Below are 16,790 nucleotides of genomic sequence, written 5' to 3'. Positions count from 1 at the left end.
AAATTTAGATTTTAGAGTTCTGATTTTAGATTAAATGTTGTAGTCTAAAAATTAAGATTTAGAAAATAATCTAAATTCAGAAATCTAAAATTATTTTGTAGTGTCACTTTCAATCATTCCGTCACGCAAACGAATAATCCGGTGCGCATAATCCGCAATTTCTTCTTCGTGTGTTACTAAAATCACAGTATTGCCTTGCGCATGAATATCATTAAAAAGATTCATGATTTCTACGGAAGTTTTACTGTCTAAGTTTCCTGTAGGTTCATCGGCAAGAATAATAGAAGGTTTGTTGACTAAAGCTCTTGCCACAGCTACACGCTGGCGTTGTCCTCCTGAAAGCTGGTTGGGCTGATGATCCATTCGGTCGGCCAGATTGACTTGCTTGAGTACTTCAGTAGCTCTGGTATTTCGTTCCGATTTTGGGTATCCCGCATAAATCATGGGTAATGCTACATTATCCAGAGCTGTAGTTCTGGGTAATAAATTAAAAGTTTGAAAAACAAAACCAATTTCGGTATTGCGAATTCCTGCCAGTTCATCATCTTTCATCTTACTTACATCCTTTCCGTTTAAGATATAGGTTCCGGATGTGGGAGTGTCTAAACAGCCTAAAAGATTCATTAAGGTGGACTTTCCCGAACCCGAAGGTCCCATAAGTGCCACGTATTCTCCTTTATTAATTTCTAAATTGATTCCTTTTAATACATAAACAATTTCGTCTCCTAGTACAAAATTTCGTTTTATATCCGATATTTTAATTAATGGCTTGCTCATAATTTCAGGTTTCGATTTAGAATTTATTTTCGAAAAACCAAAGCTAAAAAATCATTTAGTAATAAGTGGATATTATTGTGAAAATCTTATGATTTATGAGTGGATTAATTTAACAGAAAGATTACACCCGAATAATAAAATGCTCTTTGGATTGTTCTCTTCTAAAAAAAACAAGTCCCCACTGAAAAGTGTCGATAGTTACAGAGACTTTTGGATGTTCTTTAATGGTTTCCCAAGCTTCTTCCATATCGGCTGACCAATGAATGTCATCAAAAATCCATACACTATCATTGGTAATTGTTGGGAGTAAAGACTCAAAGTAATCTAAAGTGGCTTTTTTAGAATGATGGCCGTCAAAGTAAATTAAGTTGTAAGTTGTGAGTTGTGAGTTGTGCGTTGCGAGGTATTTTGAAAATTCAGTTGTAATCAATTCAACATTATTGATATTGTCCCTCGACTTCGCTCGGGATAGCAATGAGGATAATTGTTTTTTTGCAATTACCATTGTGTTTGCACAACCTTCTAATGTTGTAATACTTGCTTTTGGATTTCCTAAAGCCAAGGCTGAAGTCGCTAATCCTAAAGAAGTACCTAATTCCAAAATGTTTTCCGGTTTGAAATATGCAGTAATTCGAAATAATAATTGGGCTCTTTTTTTAGAAATCCCAGCCGTTTTGGCAATTTGGGCAATCGCTCTGGTATTTGATTTAAATACTTTAGAACCGGCGCCGAAATCGGTAACTTCAATACTGTTTTTATTCTTTAAAAGCGCATTGCGATAGTCTTCCAATATTTCGTATTCCGGTTTTGGTTTTTTATCGTAAAAACAGTTGGTAATCAAACTAAAAACAAAAGGGGAGTGTACCGCATGTTCGTTTTTTGAATGCCAAAGAAATTTTAGATACGCTTTGATTTGGAAAAACATAGATTGATAAAAGGATTTACTTTTTCTAAAAAAAAATGCCACAGATTTAAAAGATTTACACCCATTAATCCATGCTAATCTTTTAAATCTCGGGCAAAAATAAAAGAATTTCTTTTGACTAAGATTATTTACACTTTTTAATATTCACTTTTCTAAAATCAATTGGGAAACCTTCGTATTGCAATAAAATTCTACCTTCGGTAACCGATGATTCCGTTCCTTTATTGACTAATTTTCCGTTTAGTTTTTGAGTAATAACCCCATTTTTAGAAGTAACCTCAAGTTTGTTCCATGCTCCGATAGCTTTTTCAGCATCGATAAAACGTTTGGTTACCACACTTTTTCCTGGTTCTGTTTTTGTTCCATTGATGTTTAAAGTTACTTCTTGTAACAAAACAAAATCACCGGTGGCACCTTCTTTTATTTGAAACTGAATTCCTTTAGGCCATAAAACATCTGGAGTTTCAGCAGGAACCAGATACATGACACCGCTGTTTTTATTATTGCTTTTTTTAGCAAATTTAGTGTCAGTGTTCCAGCGGAATTCAACCGTTAATTTGAAATTTTTAAAAGATTGTTCTGATATCAAATAGCCCGCTTTTGGACCATACATACGGATGATGTTATCTTCTACCGAAAATAGTTCGGCTGCATGGTTTACTTTTCCTTTTTCTTCCCCAAAAGCATACCAGCTTTTTAAGTCTTTTTGGTTGAAAAGTTTGATGCGTTGGGCATTACTATTTTGCGAAAGCAAAAATAGAACAATAAATAAAAAACGATACACGTGATTCATAATGCTATTTTTTATTTTCTAAATTAGAAATCTTACGAAATAAAATCTGCTCTGAGTGGTGTAAAACTGTCTACTAGTTTCACATATTCAGACAGGGTTTGGATGCTGTGATTTAAATTGGATTCAATTTTAAAAACATCACCTTCTTCTAGTAGGTATTCTCGATCTTCGACAAATAATTTTAGCGAACCCGAAGCTACATAGGTAATTTGTTCGTGAACGTGTTTGTGCGGTGGATCCGGTTTTTCCATTGGTCCGTTAAGGAATTCAATAATGGTAACCATTAAATGATCTAAATGAACAATCTTGCGCATTAAGGACGGATTTGAATTTACTGCTTCAAATCCTTCTTTGTTTTTTATTACTTCCATAAGTGTTTGTAGATAGGAGGCTCAAATTTCCTGAATATTTTTTTTATTACCGAATTTAATAGCAAAAAAAACACCTCATTATTTATAGGTAATGAGGTGTTAGTTTGTACAATTTAAATTATTTATTGATTTGGGAAACCATAATCATTAGATACATTTCCTCCTGATGCCTGAATAGTAGCGGCAGGTATGGCTACTAAATATAGAGGAGAATAATTAGCTGCATAGTCATCAGGTAGATAACCTCCGAATATTCCATTTATATTTACTTCCCAAGGTTTAGCACTGTCATTAACTAAGTCAATCCCATAAGCTACTTTTGTATAACCTGCTGTTGTTGCAGTTGTAATTTCTGAATCAGTTAAAGGTTTAAACAATCCTTTTATTGCTAACATTGATTTTTTTAGTGTTACAGATGAAGGAGCCGCCCAATCAGTAGCTGTTCCTCTCCAAGCAGGAAATAATAGAGGATATAGAGGGTCTGATTCGGTAACATAAGTGTTTCCTGTTAATATATCATTTAAACCTAATGCTTGTGCTTGTGCAAGAGTATACGTCTTAGTATATATATGACTAGAAATTACATTTCCATTTGGAAAAGTATAAGAACCATTTGCACGAAGAGCATCTGCCATGGCAGTCATTTGAGTTTGCAATTCATTAACTTTTTTTGCAAGTAATCCCCAACGTACTAAATCCATTTTGCGTTGTCCTTCGCCTCCCAATTCAAAAGCACGTTCATCCTGAATAGCAGTTAAAAGAGATGTCCCTGATTTACTATTAACATAAGTTGTGGTTTTTAAAGTATATTCAGAATCTGACGGATTAAAGGCGCGTTGACGTATTTTTAGTAATTCTGCTCTGGCATTTGCATCGTCTCCTAATACTGAATAAGTTTCAGCCAATAATAAGATCATATCTCCCAAACGCATAACTGGAGCATTAATACCTGCTACTCTTTGTTTGATAGCATGTGTTTTATCACTCATACGGGAATAATCCCATTTGTTTAAAGATAATCCACCATTTGTAGTACTTCCTTTTTTGAATAAGAGCATTTTTTCATCAGCAACTCCACCTAATCCTGTTGTAGTAACAGTAACATCACGTCTTAAATCTTTATTGTCAAACATACCAAAATAGTAAGTTGGATAAAAACGAATTTGACCATAAGCTTTTGGAGGGTAAGCGGTACTTCCACCACCAGAAGGACGACCAAACGCATAAGGACGTTCAGTCGAACTTCCGGCTGTTTGACTTACCTCAAAGATCATTTCTGGACTAATTTTGTAGTCCATGCCATCCTGGAAAATTGCCTGAAAAGGATTGCTGAATTTTTCAACAGGTGTTCTGGAATCGGTAGTTACCAGAGAAGCATTTCCTTCATAGACTAACTTTTTTAAATAAGTGTTTGCTAATGTATAATAAGTTAAATAATCGCTTCTACGCACCATTTTTCCTCTGGTACTATGAGATTGAATAACATCTCCGTCACCGGAATAACTAGGTGGTCTAAGAGCATAACCCCCTCTGATTAAGGCTAAGCGACCTATTAATCCTTGAACGTATTCTTTTGTCATACGAGTAGCAGTAGTAGCGTTACCCCCAGAGTTTAATTTATACATCATGGGTTCTACTCTAACCAGATTGTCTAATTCAGCTTCTTGAATGGTATTTCGATCGGTTAAGCCTTCATTTTTGTAATCAGACTCAGATAGTATAGGTTTTGTGAAATATATTACATCTCCCCAGTTTCTGGTTAACTCAAAATACATTGTAGCCCGGATAGCTATTGCTTCTCCATACAAATGCGTTAATGCTGAAGGTGTTGTTTTGTCGGCTTCAAGATATTCTGGGTTTTTTTCGAAAGCTGCAATAATAGTATTACAACGGTTAATTGTTTTGTATATTCCATTCCATGAATCTGGTGGATTGTCGGCTAGAGTCGGGGTCTTATAATATAGGTTTTCTCCGTTATAACGACCGGAATTAGATACAAATTCAGGTCCTAATTCGATGTCCGAACCTACGCCTGTAACTTCATAAAACAAACGATTAGAATGTATTCCTGATTCGGAACTAACTAATTGATAAGCACCTAATAATGCTTTGTCTGCTTCTGATGGTGATTGAAAAACAAATTCAGATTCAAAATTAGAATCAGACTGGGTTTCAAGAAAATCTTGACACGAACTGAATATTAGGGTTGATAATAGGCCTAAGTATATTATTTTTCTTTTCATTTTGTATATTTTTAATTAATTATCAACTTAGAATTTTAGAATTTAATGCTTATTCCAAGAGTGAAAGTACGGGCTTTAGGATAAGCTCCAAAATCCATTCCTGGAGTTGGATAAGTACTGTTTCGACCGTTTCCAGCATCAACTTCAGGATCGTATCCTGTGTATTTTGTCCAGAGCAAAGCATTTGTAATAGTTGCATAAATTCTTAAGTTTTGAATAGCTACTTTTTGCGATATATCTGTTGGTAAGGTATATCCTAAAGTTACATTGTTTAGTCTTAAGAATGAACCGTCTTCAATTCCTCCTGAATGGATAACAGCACGTTCGTGAAAAGGCATATAGGTTTTAGCGTTAGCATTTAAGATATTTAATGTTGCTGGATCATAAATTCTGACTAAGTCGCCACTTGCATTTACATCAAACAAAGTGTAGGCATTTTGTGTAACAGTACTAAAATTTCTAAAAGGAGCTTTGTTACCGTAAGAGTTTCCTAATTTGTTAGCATTGTAAATGTCATTTCCGTAAGAGCCATTAAACCCTAATAATAAATCAAAAGATTTATAAGATGCATTGATATTGAAACCACCAGTGAATTTTGCATTAGTATTACCTATAATTGTAGCATCATCTGTTTCGTTAATGTTTGTTGCATGAGTGTCTGTGTTTACTTTTTTTAGTTTTAACATTCCAGGATAAGCTGAATTAGCAGGAAGTCCAGGGAAAGTTCCTAAAACTGAGGTTGAATTAGCTATCCCTGATTTTAATGTGTAAACTTGTGTAGCAGAATTGTAATCAAAGTCATCAGTGGTGTAAAAACCATCGTATTTATATCCTCGTATTAAACCTACAGGATCTCCAACAGAAAAAGCATAATCACCATTAATAGGGGATATGGTTGTTGATGCCCATCCGCTATTGTAATAGTTGTAATTTATACCTTCTGAAAGGGATTCTACTTTATTTCTATTAATGGAAATATTCATATTAGCCGATAATTTAAAATCACCGTCACTAATTATATCTCCACCCAACGAAAATTCTAGTCCAATATTACGGGTTTGTCCAATATTATCCATTTGATTCAAATAACCAGTATAAGCAGGAACATTCTTTGGTAATAAAAGATCTTTAGTTGTATTCCAATAGGCATCTATTGTACCGTATAGTCTGTTGTCAAAAAGACCATAATCAATACCTAGATTTCGCGTTATAGTTGTTTCCCATTTTAAATTAGGATTTATCATCATAGAAGTTGAAGGTATATAAATACCATTATTGATATTATTATATGAATATCCAGTGCTTCCTGTCCAGTTTTCTTTCCATAGACCAGAAGAAATTTGATCGTTACCTACTTGACCATAACTTAAACGCAATTTTAAATTACTGATTATTTTAGAATTTTGTAAAAATGATTCGTCAGATACTCTCCATGCAAAAGCTGCAGCAGGGAAATAGCCCCATCTGTTAGCAGGAGCAAAATTGCTTGAGCCGTCTGCGCGTAAGGTGGCTGTAAATAAATATCTATCTTTAAAAGTATAGTTTATACGTCCAAAAAAAGAGGCTAAATGTCCAGGAATGTCATAAGTATTTTCAATTCTTATATTGTTTTGGTCTCCGTATTGGCTCATTAATGAAAATGCTCTATTATAGTCAAATGAGACAGGATAATTAGTTCCCGAAAGACTTGTGTTTTCGCTTTCTTTATTGTTTATTTCTTGTCCCAACAAGATATTTAAGTCATGATTTTCACCTAATTTTAAGAATTTGTAATTAAGAGTGTTGACTAAACGGTATCCTTTGTCGGTAGTTTTGCTGATGCTTGCATCTCCTCCTTGAACACCTACGGTATTTTTAGCAAATGAACCTGTAAACTGGTAACGGTTACTGTAATTTCTGGTTGTTCCGTAATCAGTACGTAAAGTTAAAGCATCTGTAACTTTCCAGTTTAGCGCTAGATTGGCTCTGTATTTTTGACGTTCCGTTTTGTCATATATGTCTCTAATAATTCCAATTGGATCAAATTCAGGCTTAACATAAGTTTCGAAAAGTCCAAGATCAGTATTGGGATCACCTAAAGGAGTTACCGGTGTGTAGCGTGAAGCATTAGTTAATCGAGAACCTACCGAGCTGGTTTGCGATTCGCTACCAAAAACTTCTTGGTTACTATAATACATATCGGCTTCAAAATCTAGCCCTTTGGCAATTTCACTTTTTATTTTTCCTAAAACATTAGTTCTTTTATAGTACGATTCGATTTTTAATCCATTATCATTAAAATTGTCAAAAGAAACGCTGTATTTGGTTTTTTCGTTACCACCGCTAATAGTAATGTTATGGTTTTGTGCAGTTGTATTTCTAAGAACTTCTTTTTCTAAATCTCTATAACGAGCAGTTTTATATGCGTTTATACCTTCAGGATTTAAGCTGCTGTTTGCAGTACCCAGTCCGTATTGACTAGCCCACGCAGTGCCATTTCCGAAAAGCGTACCAAAATCCCAGTTTAGTTTTACAAAATCATATCCATTTAATGCTCCTAAATATTTTGCAGGGGATTTAAATTGTGTATTACCACTATAAGTTACACTTACTTTACCTGATGTAGGGGCTTTAGTTGTAATAAGAACAACACCATTCGCCCCACGTGCTCCATAAATAGCTGTTGATGAGGCATCTTTTAATACATCAATGCTAGCAATTTGAGAGGCTGGTATATCATTAATATTGCTTACTGGAAAGCCATCAACAATAAATAAAGGATCGTTACTTTGAGTGATTGAACCTCCGCCACGTACTCTAATTGAAACTTTAGAGTCAGGTCGTCCATCTAATGCTGTAATGGTTACACCAGGCATTTTTCCTTGCATTGCGGTGGCAACATTCGGTACAGGATAGGCTGCAAGCTCTTTTCCTTTTACCGATACTACAGATCCGGTAAGGTCTTTTCTTTTTGCAGTACCATATCCTACAACTACAATTTCATCGAGTTGATTGCTTTCTTCAGTTAAGTTAATATTTATTGTAGTTTTTCCGATTACTGGCGATTCACTCGTTTTGTAGCCAATATAACTAAATTGTAATATTCCTTTAGAATCAACTTTAATACTATAATTACCGTCTAAATCTGTTGATGTACCTTGGGTGGTGCTTTTAATAAGTACAGTAACTCCCGGGAGAGGCATTCCTGTTTTTGCATCTTTAACAACACCTGTTATGGTGGTTTGTTGTCCAAGCATTGGTAAATAAAATAGTATTCCAAGTAAGATGAAGTAATACTTCTTGTTTAATGCATTCATAATTTTTTTTTTGGTTTTAATTTCGATAATCGTTTTAGTTGTGTTTTTAATTTTTTTAATTCATTTTTTTGTAAGTTTTTGATTTATAATTCATTTAAATTGTAATCGATTACATTCAGCTAATGTAATAAAAAAAGTTATAATTAGTTAAAAAAACTAAAAAAATATATATTTAGTAAATAAAAAAACGGATAAAAAAACACATATGGTTTTTTTTATCCGTTTTTTTGATAATGTAAAATTTAAGATGTATTTACTTTTTTTACGTTAATTTTTCCACATAAAATTAGTTAATTGATCTCAACTTTATGAGTATCTTCCTGAACTAACCAGGGTCTTTTATCTTCCGATTTCGCAGTAATGTTGCAATTTGTAAAAGTAATAGTATCGGCATGCCGGATAAAGAAACCAAAAGCATTGGTGTTGCCAAAATAACTTCCTTCAGGATATTTTCCATCGTATTCCATTACGGTTTGATTTGTAGTTTGAATGCCTCCTTTTAATTCGAAATTCAGATTTTCAAAAGTTACATTTTGAATGTTATGTCCTTTTATACCTGTAATAATAGAAGGATATTGCTGAGTGAAATCTGTTCCGTTTATATTTTTGAAACTAATGTTTGAAATAGCACCGATGCGAGTTTTTCTATCAGGAACAGTTCTTCTTCTGTCCGCTAAAAGAATAAAAATAGCCTGACCGCAATTTGTAATTTGGCAATCGCGGAAATTCAAATTATCAATTACAGCTCCATCCATGGATTCAATACAGAAAGCGGAATTTTGATACGCATTTTTTAGAATTAATTCAGAAACATCAAAATTCATAAAACTGCCCAAACCATCAGTGCCTAATTTGAAGCAATTACCGGCTTTTACATTTAATTTGTCCAAAATACATCTTCTTACAATAATATCTTTACAGCCATATTCGCTGCCACTTTTAAAGCAAATTCCATCGTCTTCCGATTCAATGTAACTATCTTCAATAAGTACATTATGACAATCCACAATATCAATTCCGTCGCGATTAGGCGTAAGTTGTCCTGTGTTTACTTTTATTTTTTGGATATTAATATTTTCCGATTCAATATAAACTTGCGTCCAACAAGCAGGTTTAATAAGTGTCAGATTAGATACCGTAATGTTGTTACTGCCCACAAATGCCAGTATAGAAGGGCGGTCTTTCTCGGTACCTATTTCTTTTACATGCATCCAGGGTTCGTAATCGCCTTGTCCATTGATGATTCCGCCGCCGGTTATGGTTACATTTCTAACTTTATTTCCGTAAATTAATCTTCTTTGACAATCTTCCAGCATTCGATTAGGATATTTTGTGTCAATAAGATGATGTGGATAGTCTTTTTCATCATCAGATTTAATTCCTAAAAGAGTGGCAGAAGGCTCAATTTGTAAAGTTAGATTGTTTACCAAAACTATTTGTCCAGTTAAAAAAGTTCCTTTTTCGAGAACAACTGTCCCTCCTTTTTCTTTGCAGGCATCAATCGCCTTTTGAATGGCTGTCTGATCATTTGTTGTTCCATCTCCTTTTGCGCCAAAATCATAAACATTATAAACTGTTTTGTTGCTTTGTGCATGGATGCATAAAAAGGAAAATAATACTAAAAGTGTAAGGCTGGCTTTTTTCATGGTTTTAAGTGAAATAGATAGGTTGTAATTTTTGAAAATAAAAATAAGATTTGAAGATGAAATTTAGATGCTGCTATTTAGGACCATCATAATTATAGTGGAAATAATTGAATGCCGCTTTTCCGCCATCGGTTACTTCATTATAACTGAATAATGCTAGTCGAGTTCCTTTCCAATATCCGAATGCAGTGCTGAAATCTGGACCAATACCTTTGAAATTTTTATTGTCAAAACTATAGTAGAAATGATTTTTTTGATGGATGAGATCGAGTGTTAACTTAAAATAAATGATTTTTTTAGAAATTAAAATTTCTTCATAGGTTTTGTCTTTTCCTTCAAAATAAACATATAATTTTCCGTTATCATTTTTAACGCCAATCGAATTGTACATTTTAGACATACTACTTAATCCTGCTTTTTGCCCAGAAACCATATGAGTAGCATCCATTTGAACCATAACTTCTCCGGTATTTCCCATTACTTTTTGGGTTAGAGTATTGTAAGCTTCCATGATATTTGCTGCTTTTTTTGCTTTTAAAACAAACCATCCTTTCTTTTTACTTAAAGACCAATTAGCATTTATGGGGTTATGATTCCATTGCCATTGAAGCCCTAATTCGGCGGAATTAAATTCGTCATCTGATTGCGGGGCAACAATAGGGAAATTACCAGCTATATCAGGTTTTTTCCATACCGCTACAGGTTCTCCAATTCCGTTTCTGTCAATATCAATTCCAATAACTGGCCAGTCGTCATGCCAAAACATAGGTTGTAAGTGCAATACGCGACCCAAAGCATCCGCTGATTGGAAATGATAAAACCACCATTCTCCATTTGGCGTGTCAACAATTGCTCCCTGGTGCGGACCATTAATTTCGGTACTTCCTTTTTCTAAAACTACTTTTTTTTCATAAGGACCATAAATGTTTTTGGAGCGTAAAACAGTTTGCCAGCCTTCAGAAACGCCGCCTTCCGGAATGCTGATGTAATAATAATTATTTCGCTTGTAAATTTTTGTTCCTTCGGCTACAGGACCTGTATATACTGTCTTGCCCTCATCGAGCAGTTTTGTTCCGTCAGCACTCATTTTATGGATAATAATAGGACCTGCACCGTGAACGCTGTGTCCCAGATAAGCCTGTCCGTCATCATCCCAAAACGGACAGGGATCTTCCCATTTTTCTACCTCTTTTACCAGTAGGAGTGGAGACCACGGACCTTCTGGTGTACTGGAACTGGTCATAAACAAACCTTCATTAATTGTACAAAAGTAAACCCAAAATTTATTGTCATGAAAACGTATTGCCGGAGCCCAGCTGCCTCCGGCATATCTTTTAAAAGTATCATAGGCAGGAAAATCCAATCGATCGTAAATCCGGCTAACGATTTTCCAGTTTACCATATCATCTGATTCCTGAATGGTCATTCCCATGTAATGAAATTCAGAACAAATCATATAGTATTTTTTTCCAACTCTGATAACATCCGGATCGGAGTAATCAGCATTTAATAGGGGATTGATATACGTGCCATTTCCCTGATCTCCCCAGGAACCTTTTTTTTGACTATAGGCTAAAGATGAAATTAGTATGAGGAGACAGAGAACCAGTAGTTTTTCTTTCATGTTAAGAAACTTATTTTCCTCTTTTAGGCATTGGAGTTATATCAGTTAAATCTTTGATTTTAATTGGATTTCCAGTTTCAATACTGTTTCGGGCAGCAATACCAATTAATACTGACATGGCACCATCCCGGCTTCCGGCTGATCTTTCAAATGGATCAGCAGTATTTGGAGTTTTGAATATTTTATCGTGTAATCGTTGATCGCCTCCGCCATGACCGCCTTTTTCGGTTGGAACCGTTACTCTTTCAAAATCTTTCCAAAGTTTATGGACAATTATTGTTTCGTGTTTCGCTTCTTCTAAAGCAGATTGTTCCATCTCTTTGGCATGCATTTCAGCCTGATCCACAGTCGTTTTTTTATCATATGGAATGTCTAAAGAGGCTTCAATACGGCCTTCGGTACCATTAAAAGCTAATCTCCAGCCTTCAAAAGGAGAATAGGTTGTCAGCGAATAGTTGACAATGGCATTGTTGGCATATTTTATTTGAGCCGACATTTTATCATAAATATCAATCTCTTCTCTAAAAAGGCAGTTGTCTCTGATGTAACCATCGTATTGTTCATTAGCAACATACAGATTCATCGATTGCTGGTCTTTAGTGATATCATAATAGTAATCACAAGTTGTTTTATGGTCGCAGCTTCTGCAATTTTCACCTCTGAAAGGATTGTTTTTTCCATAATGTTCTAAATCTCCCAAAGCAAAAACGTCAGTTGGATCTGAATCCAGCCACCAATTGAGTAAATCAAAATGATGAGTGGCTTTGTGAACCCATAGTGAACCTCCGCTTTCTTTTTGTCCGTGCCACCGTCTGAAATAGGAAGCCCCGTGATAGGTGTTTAGGTACCAATGAAAATCTACCGATGTGATTTTTCCAATCGTATTATTGGCTAAAAGTTCTTTAATTTTAGTACTGTAAGGACTCCATCTGTAATTAAAACCAACAATCAAATTTTTGCCTGATTTTCTTTCGGCATTTAGGATTTGCTGACATTTATTTTCATCCGTAGTTAACGGTTTTTCGGTAAGTACATCATAGCCGGAATTCAGACCTTTAATGATAAATTCATGATGGGTGGCGTCTTTTGTGGTAACGATGATTAAATCCGGTTTAGTCTTATTTATCATTTCGTCAAAATTCACAAAAGTAGGACAGTTGACTCCGATAAATTTTTTGGCATATTCTAATCTGCCGGGATTTATATCAGATAGCCCCACAAATTCCAGAATATCCGAATATTCCTGAACTAATCTTTTTCCCCAGAAACTGATACCTCTGATTCCGGTACCTACAAGGACAATTCGGAGTTTTTTAGTGCTGTCAAAATCAAATGAACTAAGAGGGAATGCAGTATAAGCTGCAAGCATACTTATAGATGTCAAAAATTTTCTTCTTGTAACTTCCATAAAAATTGGTTTTAATTTGGGTTAATTAATAAATTTAATAAATGGTTTTTTGGTTTTTTAAATGTAATTAATTTATTGATAGGTTGTTAGCGGCGATTTTTGTTTTTGTTTCGAAAATGTCTCTGATTGGCCTCATGGTAAAAAAAAATCATCTGATATACTAACGCACTACCAGATGATTTTAATCTTATGTTATAAATAGTTTATAATTTTTCTTCGTTTTCTGCCTTTTTTCGCCAATAGTTGGCTAATAATGAACCGGAAACATTCATCCACGGACTAAAAACCGCTGATGCTAAACCGAGAGTGGCTAGTTTTCCCATAGACCCGGCAAGACCGGAAGCCATTCCACCATTTTGTAAACCTACTTCGAAAGCGATGGTGCGACTGCAATTTTTGTCTAAACCACAAATGCGACTGAGGTAATAACCAAAAAAATAACCGGCTCCGTTGTGCAGAATAGCGACTAAGAAAAGTAAAAATCCTATCTGGATTAAATTATCTCTTCCGGCTGCTGTGGTTACGAGTGTGAAGTAAATAATACCGAACATTGAAAAATAAGGCATCAGACTGTCAATTTTAGGGTAAGCTTTATAAGCTAAATGGTATAGTTTCCCAACAATAAAAGCTCCTGCAATAAAAGCACTTATTTCTACTAAATGTGCTATTGTACTATCATTTTCGTAAGAGAAACTACTGCTAAAGAAAAGTAATATTCCCAGCCATACTGCAGATAAAATACTTAAAATATCAATTCGTTTTCGGGCGGTTGCACCGTAATTTTTTAATATATCATGAATCATAGCTGCCGCTAAGGGAACCAGCACAATCTTAATAATTTCCATCATCATATTAAAAAAATGAACTTCGACCATAGTTCCCGCAAAAATTTTCATCAGAAACGGGGTCATGATAGGTGCAGCCAAAGTAGAAATTGCAGTAACCGTAACCGATAAAACTAAATTCCCTTTGGCAATATAAGTCATTACATTCGAAGCTAACCCGCTGCTGCAGGAACCTATTAAGATGATTCCGGCTGCAATTTCCGGTTCGAAATTAAAAGTTTTTGCCAGAATAAAACCTGTTATGGGCATGATGGTAAAATGCCCCAATAAACCAATGAGAACTCCTTTTCCCGATTTGCGTATGCCTGTAAAATCTTCAATGCTCATCTGAGTTCCCATCCCAAACATCACCAGTTGGATAATGATTAAAATAAGCCATTTGTTACGCAAATCTATCGAACCAATATGTAAAAAAGTTTGCGGATAAATTAGTCCGGCACAAACGGCGGTGACAATCCAAAAAGTGTATTGGTAACCACTCAAAAGTTTGCTATGCCCGATACCAATAGATAAACTTGAAAAAGCAGCTATCAGACTGATTTTCCAAATTTGCTCCATTTGTGAAAACCAACCAATAGCGGCAAGAATGAAGAGAATGGGACTTGCCCATAAGAAGATTTTACGCATAAGAATTTTGTTAGAAGTATACTTCGGCTAATTTTTTCATGGCAATTCCGGGACTGGCCAAGATAGGAACTACTTTTTCTGCGTCGCTTAATCCGTCAACCACGCGAGCCATGGAAGCCTGAGCCAAAACAATTACACCCACTTCCTTCATTAATTCTTTTAATGCTTTAGCAACCATTTCGTCATGTTTTGCAGCATCGCCACTCATTAAGGCTTCAAAAGCACCTTCACAAAGTTTGGATACTATGGTAACTTCTTTACCCGCTGCTAAGGCTCTTCTTCTCACCAAATCAGAAGTAGGTTCTAAAGTCGTAGGCAAGGTCGCAATTACGCCAATTTTGTTGCTAATTTGTACGGCTTCGTCAGCCATCGCCTGATCTACTCTGATTACAGGAACGCTGGATAAAGTTGCTGCTGTTTCAATGGCTACGCCAATGGATGAACAGGTTACTAAAATCACATCGGCTCCGGCTTCTTCGGCAGCTTTTACATGGTTGACCACTCTGGCTGCTGTATTAGGCATTAGTTTACCTTTTTTTATAACATCTTTAATCAGACTGTCATCTACTATGTTAAAGGTTTCCACACCACTTAAATGCTCCGAACTTAATTGTTGAAATAAAGGAACCAGCGTAGCTGAAGTGTGAACGAATCCTAATGTTTTTGCTTTCATATATAATTTTTTTATGTGTCTAACTTAATTTTTCTCCTTGTAATACTTTGATAAAATAATTCGGAGTTCCTACTTGCCCTCCTTTGAAATTTAACTCCAATCCATTTACTAATTCCTCTTCTGATATAGCTTTGCAAAGCGGTGCTCCGGGGGCTAAAGGCGCCAACATTTCCAAAGCAAAAATGCCCAGTTCAGATGCCGCGTAACTGGAAGTGTCTCCGCCGGCAAAAAGTATTCTTTGAATCGATGCTGATTGTAACGCCGTTTTGATAATTTGTCCTAAAACGCGACCGTAAATTTTGCTGCTTTGTTTTTGGATTTCTTTTTGAGTAAGCCCGCTGTGTTTCAAATAATCCTCGGTTTCGGCAATCCGTGGATCATTGTTGCCGATGCTGGTATGCAAAATCGTATTTTTCCCTGCTTTTATATTTTGGATAATAGCCTGAGCCACTTCGGCAATGCTTTGTTCCTGATGGTCGTGATGCATAACTTTACTTTCCAGAGCGATACCTTCAAAACCATTTGCTAAGGCATATTCAATTTGACCTGCTGTTACCGGTGAACAGCTTCCGGAAACGACCAATAGGGGAGCAGCTGGCCCCGGATGATTGAATTCAAAAGTTTTATGGATTATTTTTTCTTTATTCCATGCCAGTCCTAAAGCCATTTCGATACCTGAAGAACCCACCGTAAAAAGTGTTTTTTCTTTTCCTTTTTGATGGAAAACAGTTCCTATTGTTTTTAAATGCTCCTGATTGATTCCGTCTAAGAAAACTATTTCAGCATTTTCTTTGTTTTTTATTTCTGCTGCTACCGCTTCAGCTCCTTGTTCGATAGTAGTGATATTGACTAAATTGATACTTTTTGTAGTTTGTTGTGCCAAATGCAATCTCAGGTCGGCTTCATGTGCCGGAGTTACCGGATGCGTACTCATTGACGGATGACGGTCAATACGGTAAATTTCACCATTGCCGCTGGTTCCCATTTTGGCAAATAAATTCCCAAAAACACAATATCTTCCCAAATGCGGGGCGGAAGCAGAAACAAAAGTAGTTTTTTGGTTAAAAACTTCGCTGCCAATTTCGATAGCTTTGCCAATGTTGCCCACATGAGGCGCCGAATCGAAAGTTGAACAAACTTTATAATGTACTTGCTCTGCATTGAAATCTCTTAAGGTTTCGAAAGCAGGGAATAATTCCTCTTCCATTTCTTTGGGAGACATCGAACGGCTTTTTCCGGCCAGACCAATAGCCTGTACTCCGGGAAAAAAATCCAAATCTTTATGCAACGGCGGACGCAGAAAAAGAACGGTTTTTATACCGGCTAAGGTCAGGAATTCTAAGGCATCCGTGGAGCCTGTAAAATCATCTCCATAGTAGGCCAATAATAAAGGATGTTCTTTGTTCATAGCTGTGAAATTATTTTTTTACCACGAATTACACGAATTGACATAAATTTGGATATCATACTATTCCACGAATTTGCAAAAGGCAGATAAAAATTTGTGTAATAACTCTTAGATAATTAGTATTTTTGCTAATTAGTGTAATTCGTGGCTTTTT

The 16,790-nt window shown here is 35.5% G+C and carries 12 protein-coding genes; all 12 read right to left on the bottom strand.

Translation table 11 applies throughout. The features are described from left to right. Positions 1 to 90: 90 nt before the first annotated feature. On the bottom strand, positions 91 to 777 hold the full coding sequence (locus ABS764_RS11665) for an ABC transporter ATP-binding protein (protein WP_408081978.1): 687 nt from the start codon (positions 775 to 777) through the stop codon (positions 91 to 93). 121 nt (positions 778 to 898) lie between these two features. Next, positions 899 to 1,702 carry an O-methyltransferase gene (locus ABS764_RS11660; protein WP_408081977.1) on the bottom strand — a complete coding sequence of 268 codons (804 nt, stop codon included), beginning with the start codon at positions 1,700 to 1,702 and terminating at the stop codon, positions 899 to 901. A 124-nt stretch (positions 1,703 to 1,826) separates the two neighbouring features. After that, positions 1,827 to 2,495, bottom strand: a complete 669-nt coding sequence (locus ABS764_RS11655) for a 3-keto-disaccharide hydrolase (protein WP_408081976.1) — start codon at positions 2,493 to 2,495, stop codon at positions 1,827 to 1,829. Positions 2,496 to 2,527: 32 nt separating this feature from the next. After that, positions 2,528 to 2,866: a cupin domain-containing protein gene (locus ABS764_RS11650; RefSeq protein WP_408081975.1), complete on the bottom strand. Its 339-nt coding sequence runs from the start codon at positions 2,864 to 2,866 to the stop codon at positions 2,528 to 2,530. 122 nt (positions 2,867 to 2,988) lie between these two features. Beyond that, the gene (locus ABS764_RS11645; protein WP_408081974.1) at positions 2,989 to 5,109 is read right to left on the bottom strand and encodes a RagB/SusD family nutrient uptake outer membrane protein; all 2,121 of its coding nucleotides are present in this window, start codon (positions 5,107 to 5,109) and stop codon (positions 2,989 to 2,991) included. Between the two features lie 35 nt (positions 5,110 to 5,144). After that, positions 5,145 to 8,405, bottom strand: coding sequence for a SusC/RagA family TonB-linked outer membrane protein (locus ABS764_RS11640; RefSeq protein ID WP_408081973.1), 3,261 nt, complete (start codon positions 8,403 to 8,405; stop codon positions 5,145 to 5,147). Positions 8,406 to 8,695: 290 nt separating this feature from the next. Continuing rightward, positions 8,696 to 10,051 carry a glycoside hydrolase family 28 protein gene (locus ABS764_RS11635; protein ID WP_408081972.1) on the bottom strand — a complete coding sequence of 452 codons (1,356 nt, stop codon included), beginning with the start codon at positions 10,049 to 10,051 and terminating at the stop codon, positions 8,696 to 8,698. A gap of 73 nt (positions 10,052 to 10,124) precedes the next feature. Continuing rightward, positions 10,125 to 11,675 (bottom strand): glycoside hydrolase family 43 protein, encoded by a 1,551-nt coding sequence (locus ABS764_RS11630; protein ID WP_408081971.1) that lies wholly within the window; start codon positions 11,673 to 11,675, stop codon positions 10,125 to 10,127. Positions 11,676 to 11,685: 10 nt separating this feature from the next. After that, positions 11,686 to 13,083 (bottom strand): Gfo/Idh/MocA family oxidoreductase, encoded by a 1,398-nt coding sequence (locus ABS764_RS11625; RefSeq protein ID WP_408081970.1) that lies wholly within the window; start codon positions 13,081 to 13,083, stop codon positions 11,686 to 11,688. 203 nt (positions 13,084 to 13,286) lie between these two features. Next, positions 13,287 to 14,555: a bile acid:sodium symporter family protein gene (locus ABS764_RS11620; protein WP_408081969.1), complete on the bottom strand. Its 1,269-nt coding sequence runs from the start codon at positions 14,553 to 14,555 to the stop codon at positions 13,287 to 13,289. Between the two features lie 10 nt (positions 14,556 to 14,565). After that, positions 14,566 to 15,228, bottom strand: coding sequence for an aspartate/glutamate racemase family protein (locus ABS764_RS11615; RefSeq protein ID WP_408081968.1), 663 nt, complete (start codon positions 15,226 to 15,228; stop codon positions 14,566 to 14,568). A 19-nt stretch (positions 15,229 to 15,247) separates the two neighbouring features. Continuing rightward, the gene (locus ABS764_RS11610; protein WP_408081967.1) at positions 15,248 to 16,636 is read right to left on the bottom strand and encodes a four-carbon acid sugar kinase family protein; all 1,389 of its coding nucleotides are present in this window, start codon (positions 16,634 to 16,636) and stop codon (positions 15,248 to 15,250) included. Between the last annotated feature and the right edge of the window lie 154 nt (positions 16,637 to 16,790).

Origin of the sequence: Flavobacterium plantiphilum (assembly GCF_046000495.1) — a bacterium.
Lineage (GTDB): Bacteria > Bacteroidota > Bacteroidia > Flavobacteriales > Flavobacteriaceae > Flavobacterium > Flavobacterium plantiphilum.
This window is presented reverse-complemented; position numbering and strand designations above follow the sequence as displayed.

Coding starts and splice junctions, on each gene's coding strand:
- ABS764_RS11620 (WP_408081969.1), bottom strand. CDS start 14,555: ATGCGTAAAATCTTCTTATGGGCAAGTCCCATTCTCTTCATTCTTGCC.
- ABS764_RS11645 (WP_408081974.1), bottom strand. CDS start 5,109: ATGAAAAGAAAAATAATATACTTAGGCCTATTATCAACCCTAATATTC.
- ABS764_RS11650 (WP_408081975.1), bottom strand. CDS start 2,866: ATGGAAGTAATAAAAAACAAAGAAGGATTTGAAGCAGTAAATTCAAAT.
- ABS764_RS11665 (WP_408081978.1), bottom strand. CDS start 777: ATGAGCAAGCCATTAATTAAAATATCGGATATAAAACGAAATTTTGTA.
- ABS764_RS11640 (WP_408081973.1), bottom strand. CDS start 8,405: ATGAATGCATTAAACAAGAAGTATTACTTCATCTTACTTGGAATACTA.
- ABS764_RS11625 (WP_408081970.1), bottom strand. CDS start 13,083: ATGGAAGTTACAAGAAGAAAATTTTTGACATCTATAAGTATGCTTGCA.
- ABS764_RS11635 (WP_408081972.1), bottom strand. CDS start 10,051: ATGAAAAAAGCCAGCCTTACACTTTTAGTATTATTTTCCTTTTTATGC.
- ABS764_RS11615 (WP_408081968.1), bottom strand. CDS start 15,228: ATGAAAGCAAAAACATTAGGATTCGTTCACACTTCAGCTACGCTGGTT.
- ABS764_RS11630 (WP_408081971.1), bottom strand. CDS start 11,675: ATGAAAGAAAAACTACTGGTTCTCTGTCTCCTCATACTAATTTCATCT.
- ABS764_RS11660 (WP_408081977.1), bottom strand. CDS start 1,702: ATGTTTTTCCAAATCAAAGCGTATCTAAAATTTCTTTGGCATTCAAAA.
- ABS764_RS11655 (WP_408081976.1), bottom strand. CDS start 2,495: ATGAATCACGTGTATCGTTTTTTATTTATTGTTCTATTTTTGCTTTCG.
- ABS764_RS11610 (WP_408081967.1), bottom strand. CDS start 16,636: ATGAACAAAGAACATCCTTTATTATTGGCCTACTATGGAGATGATTTT.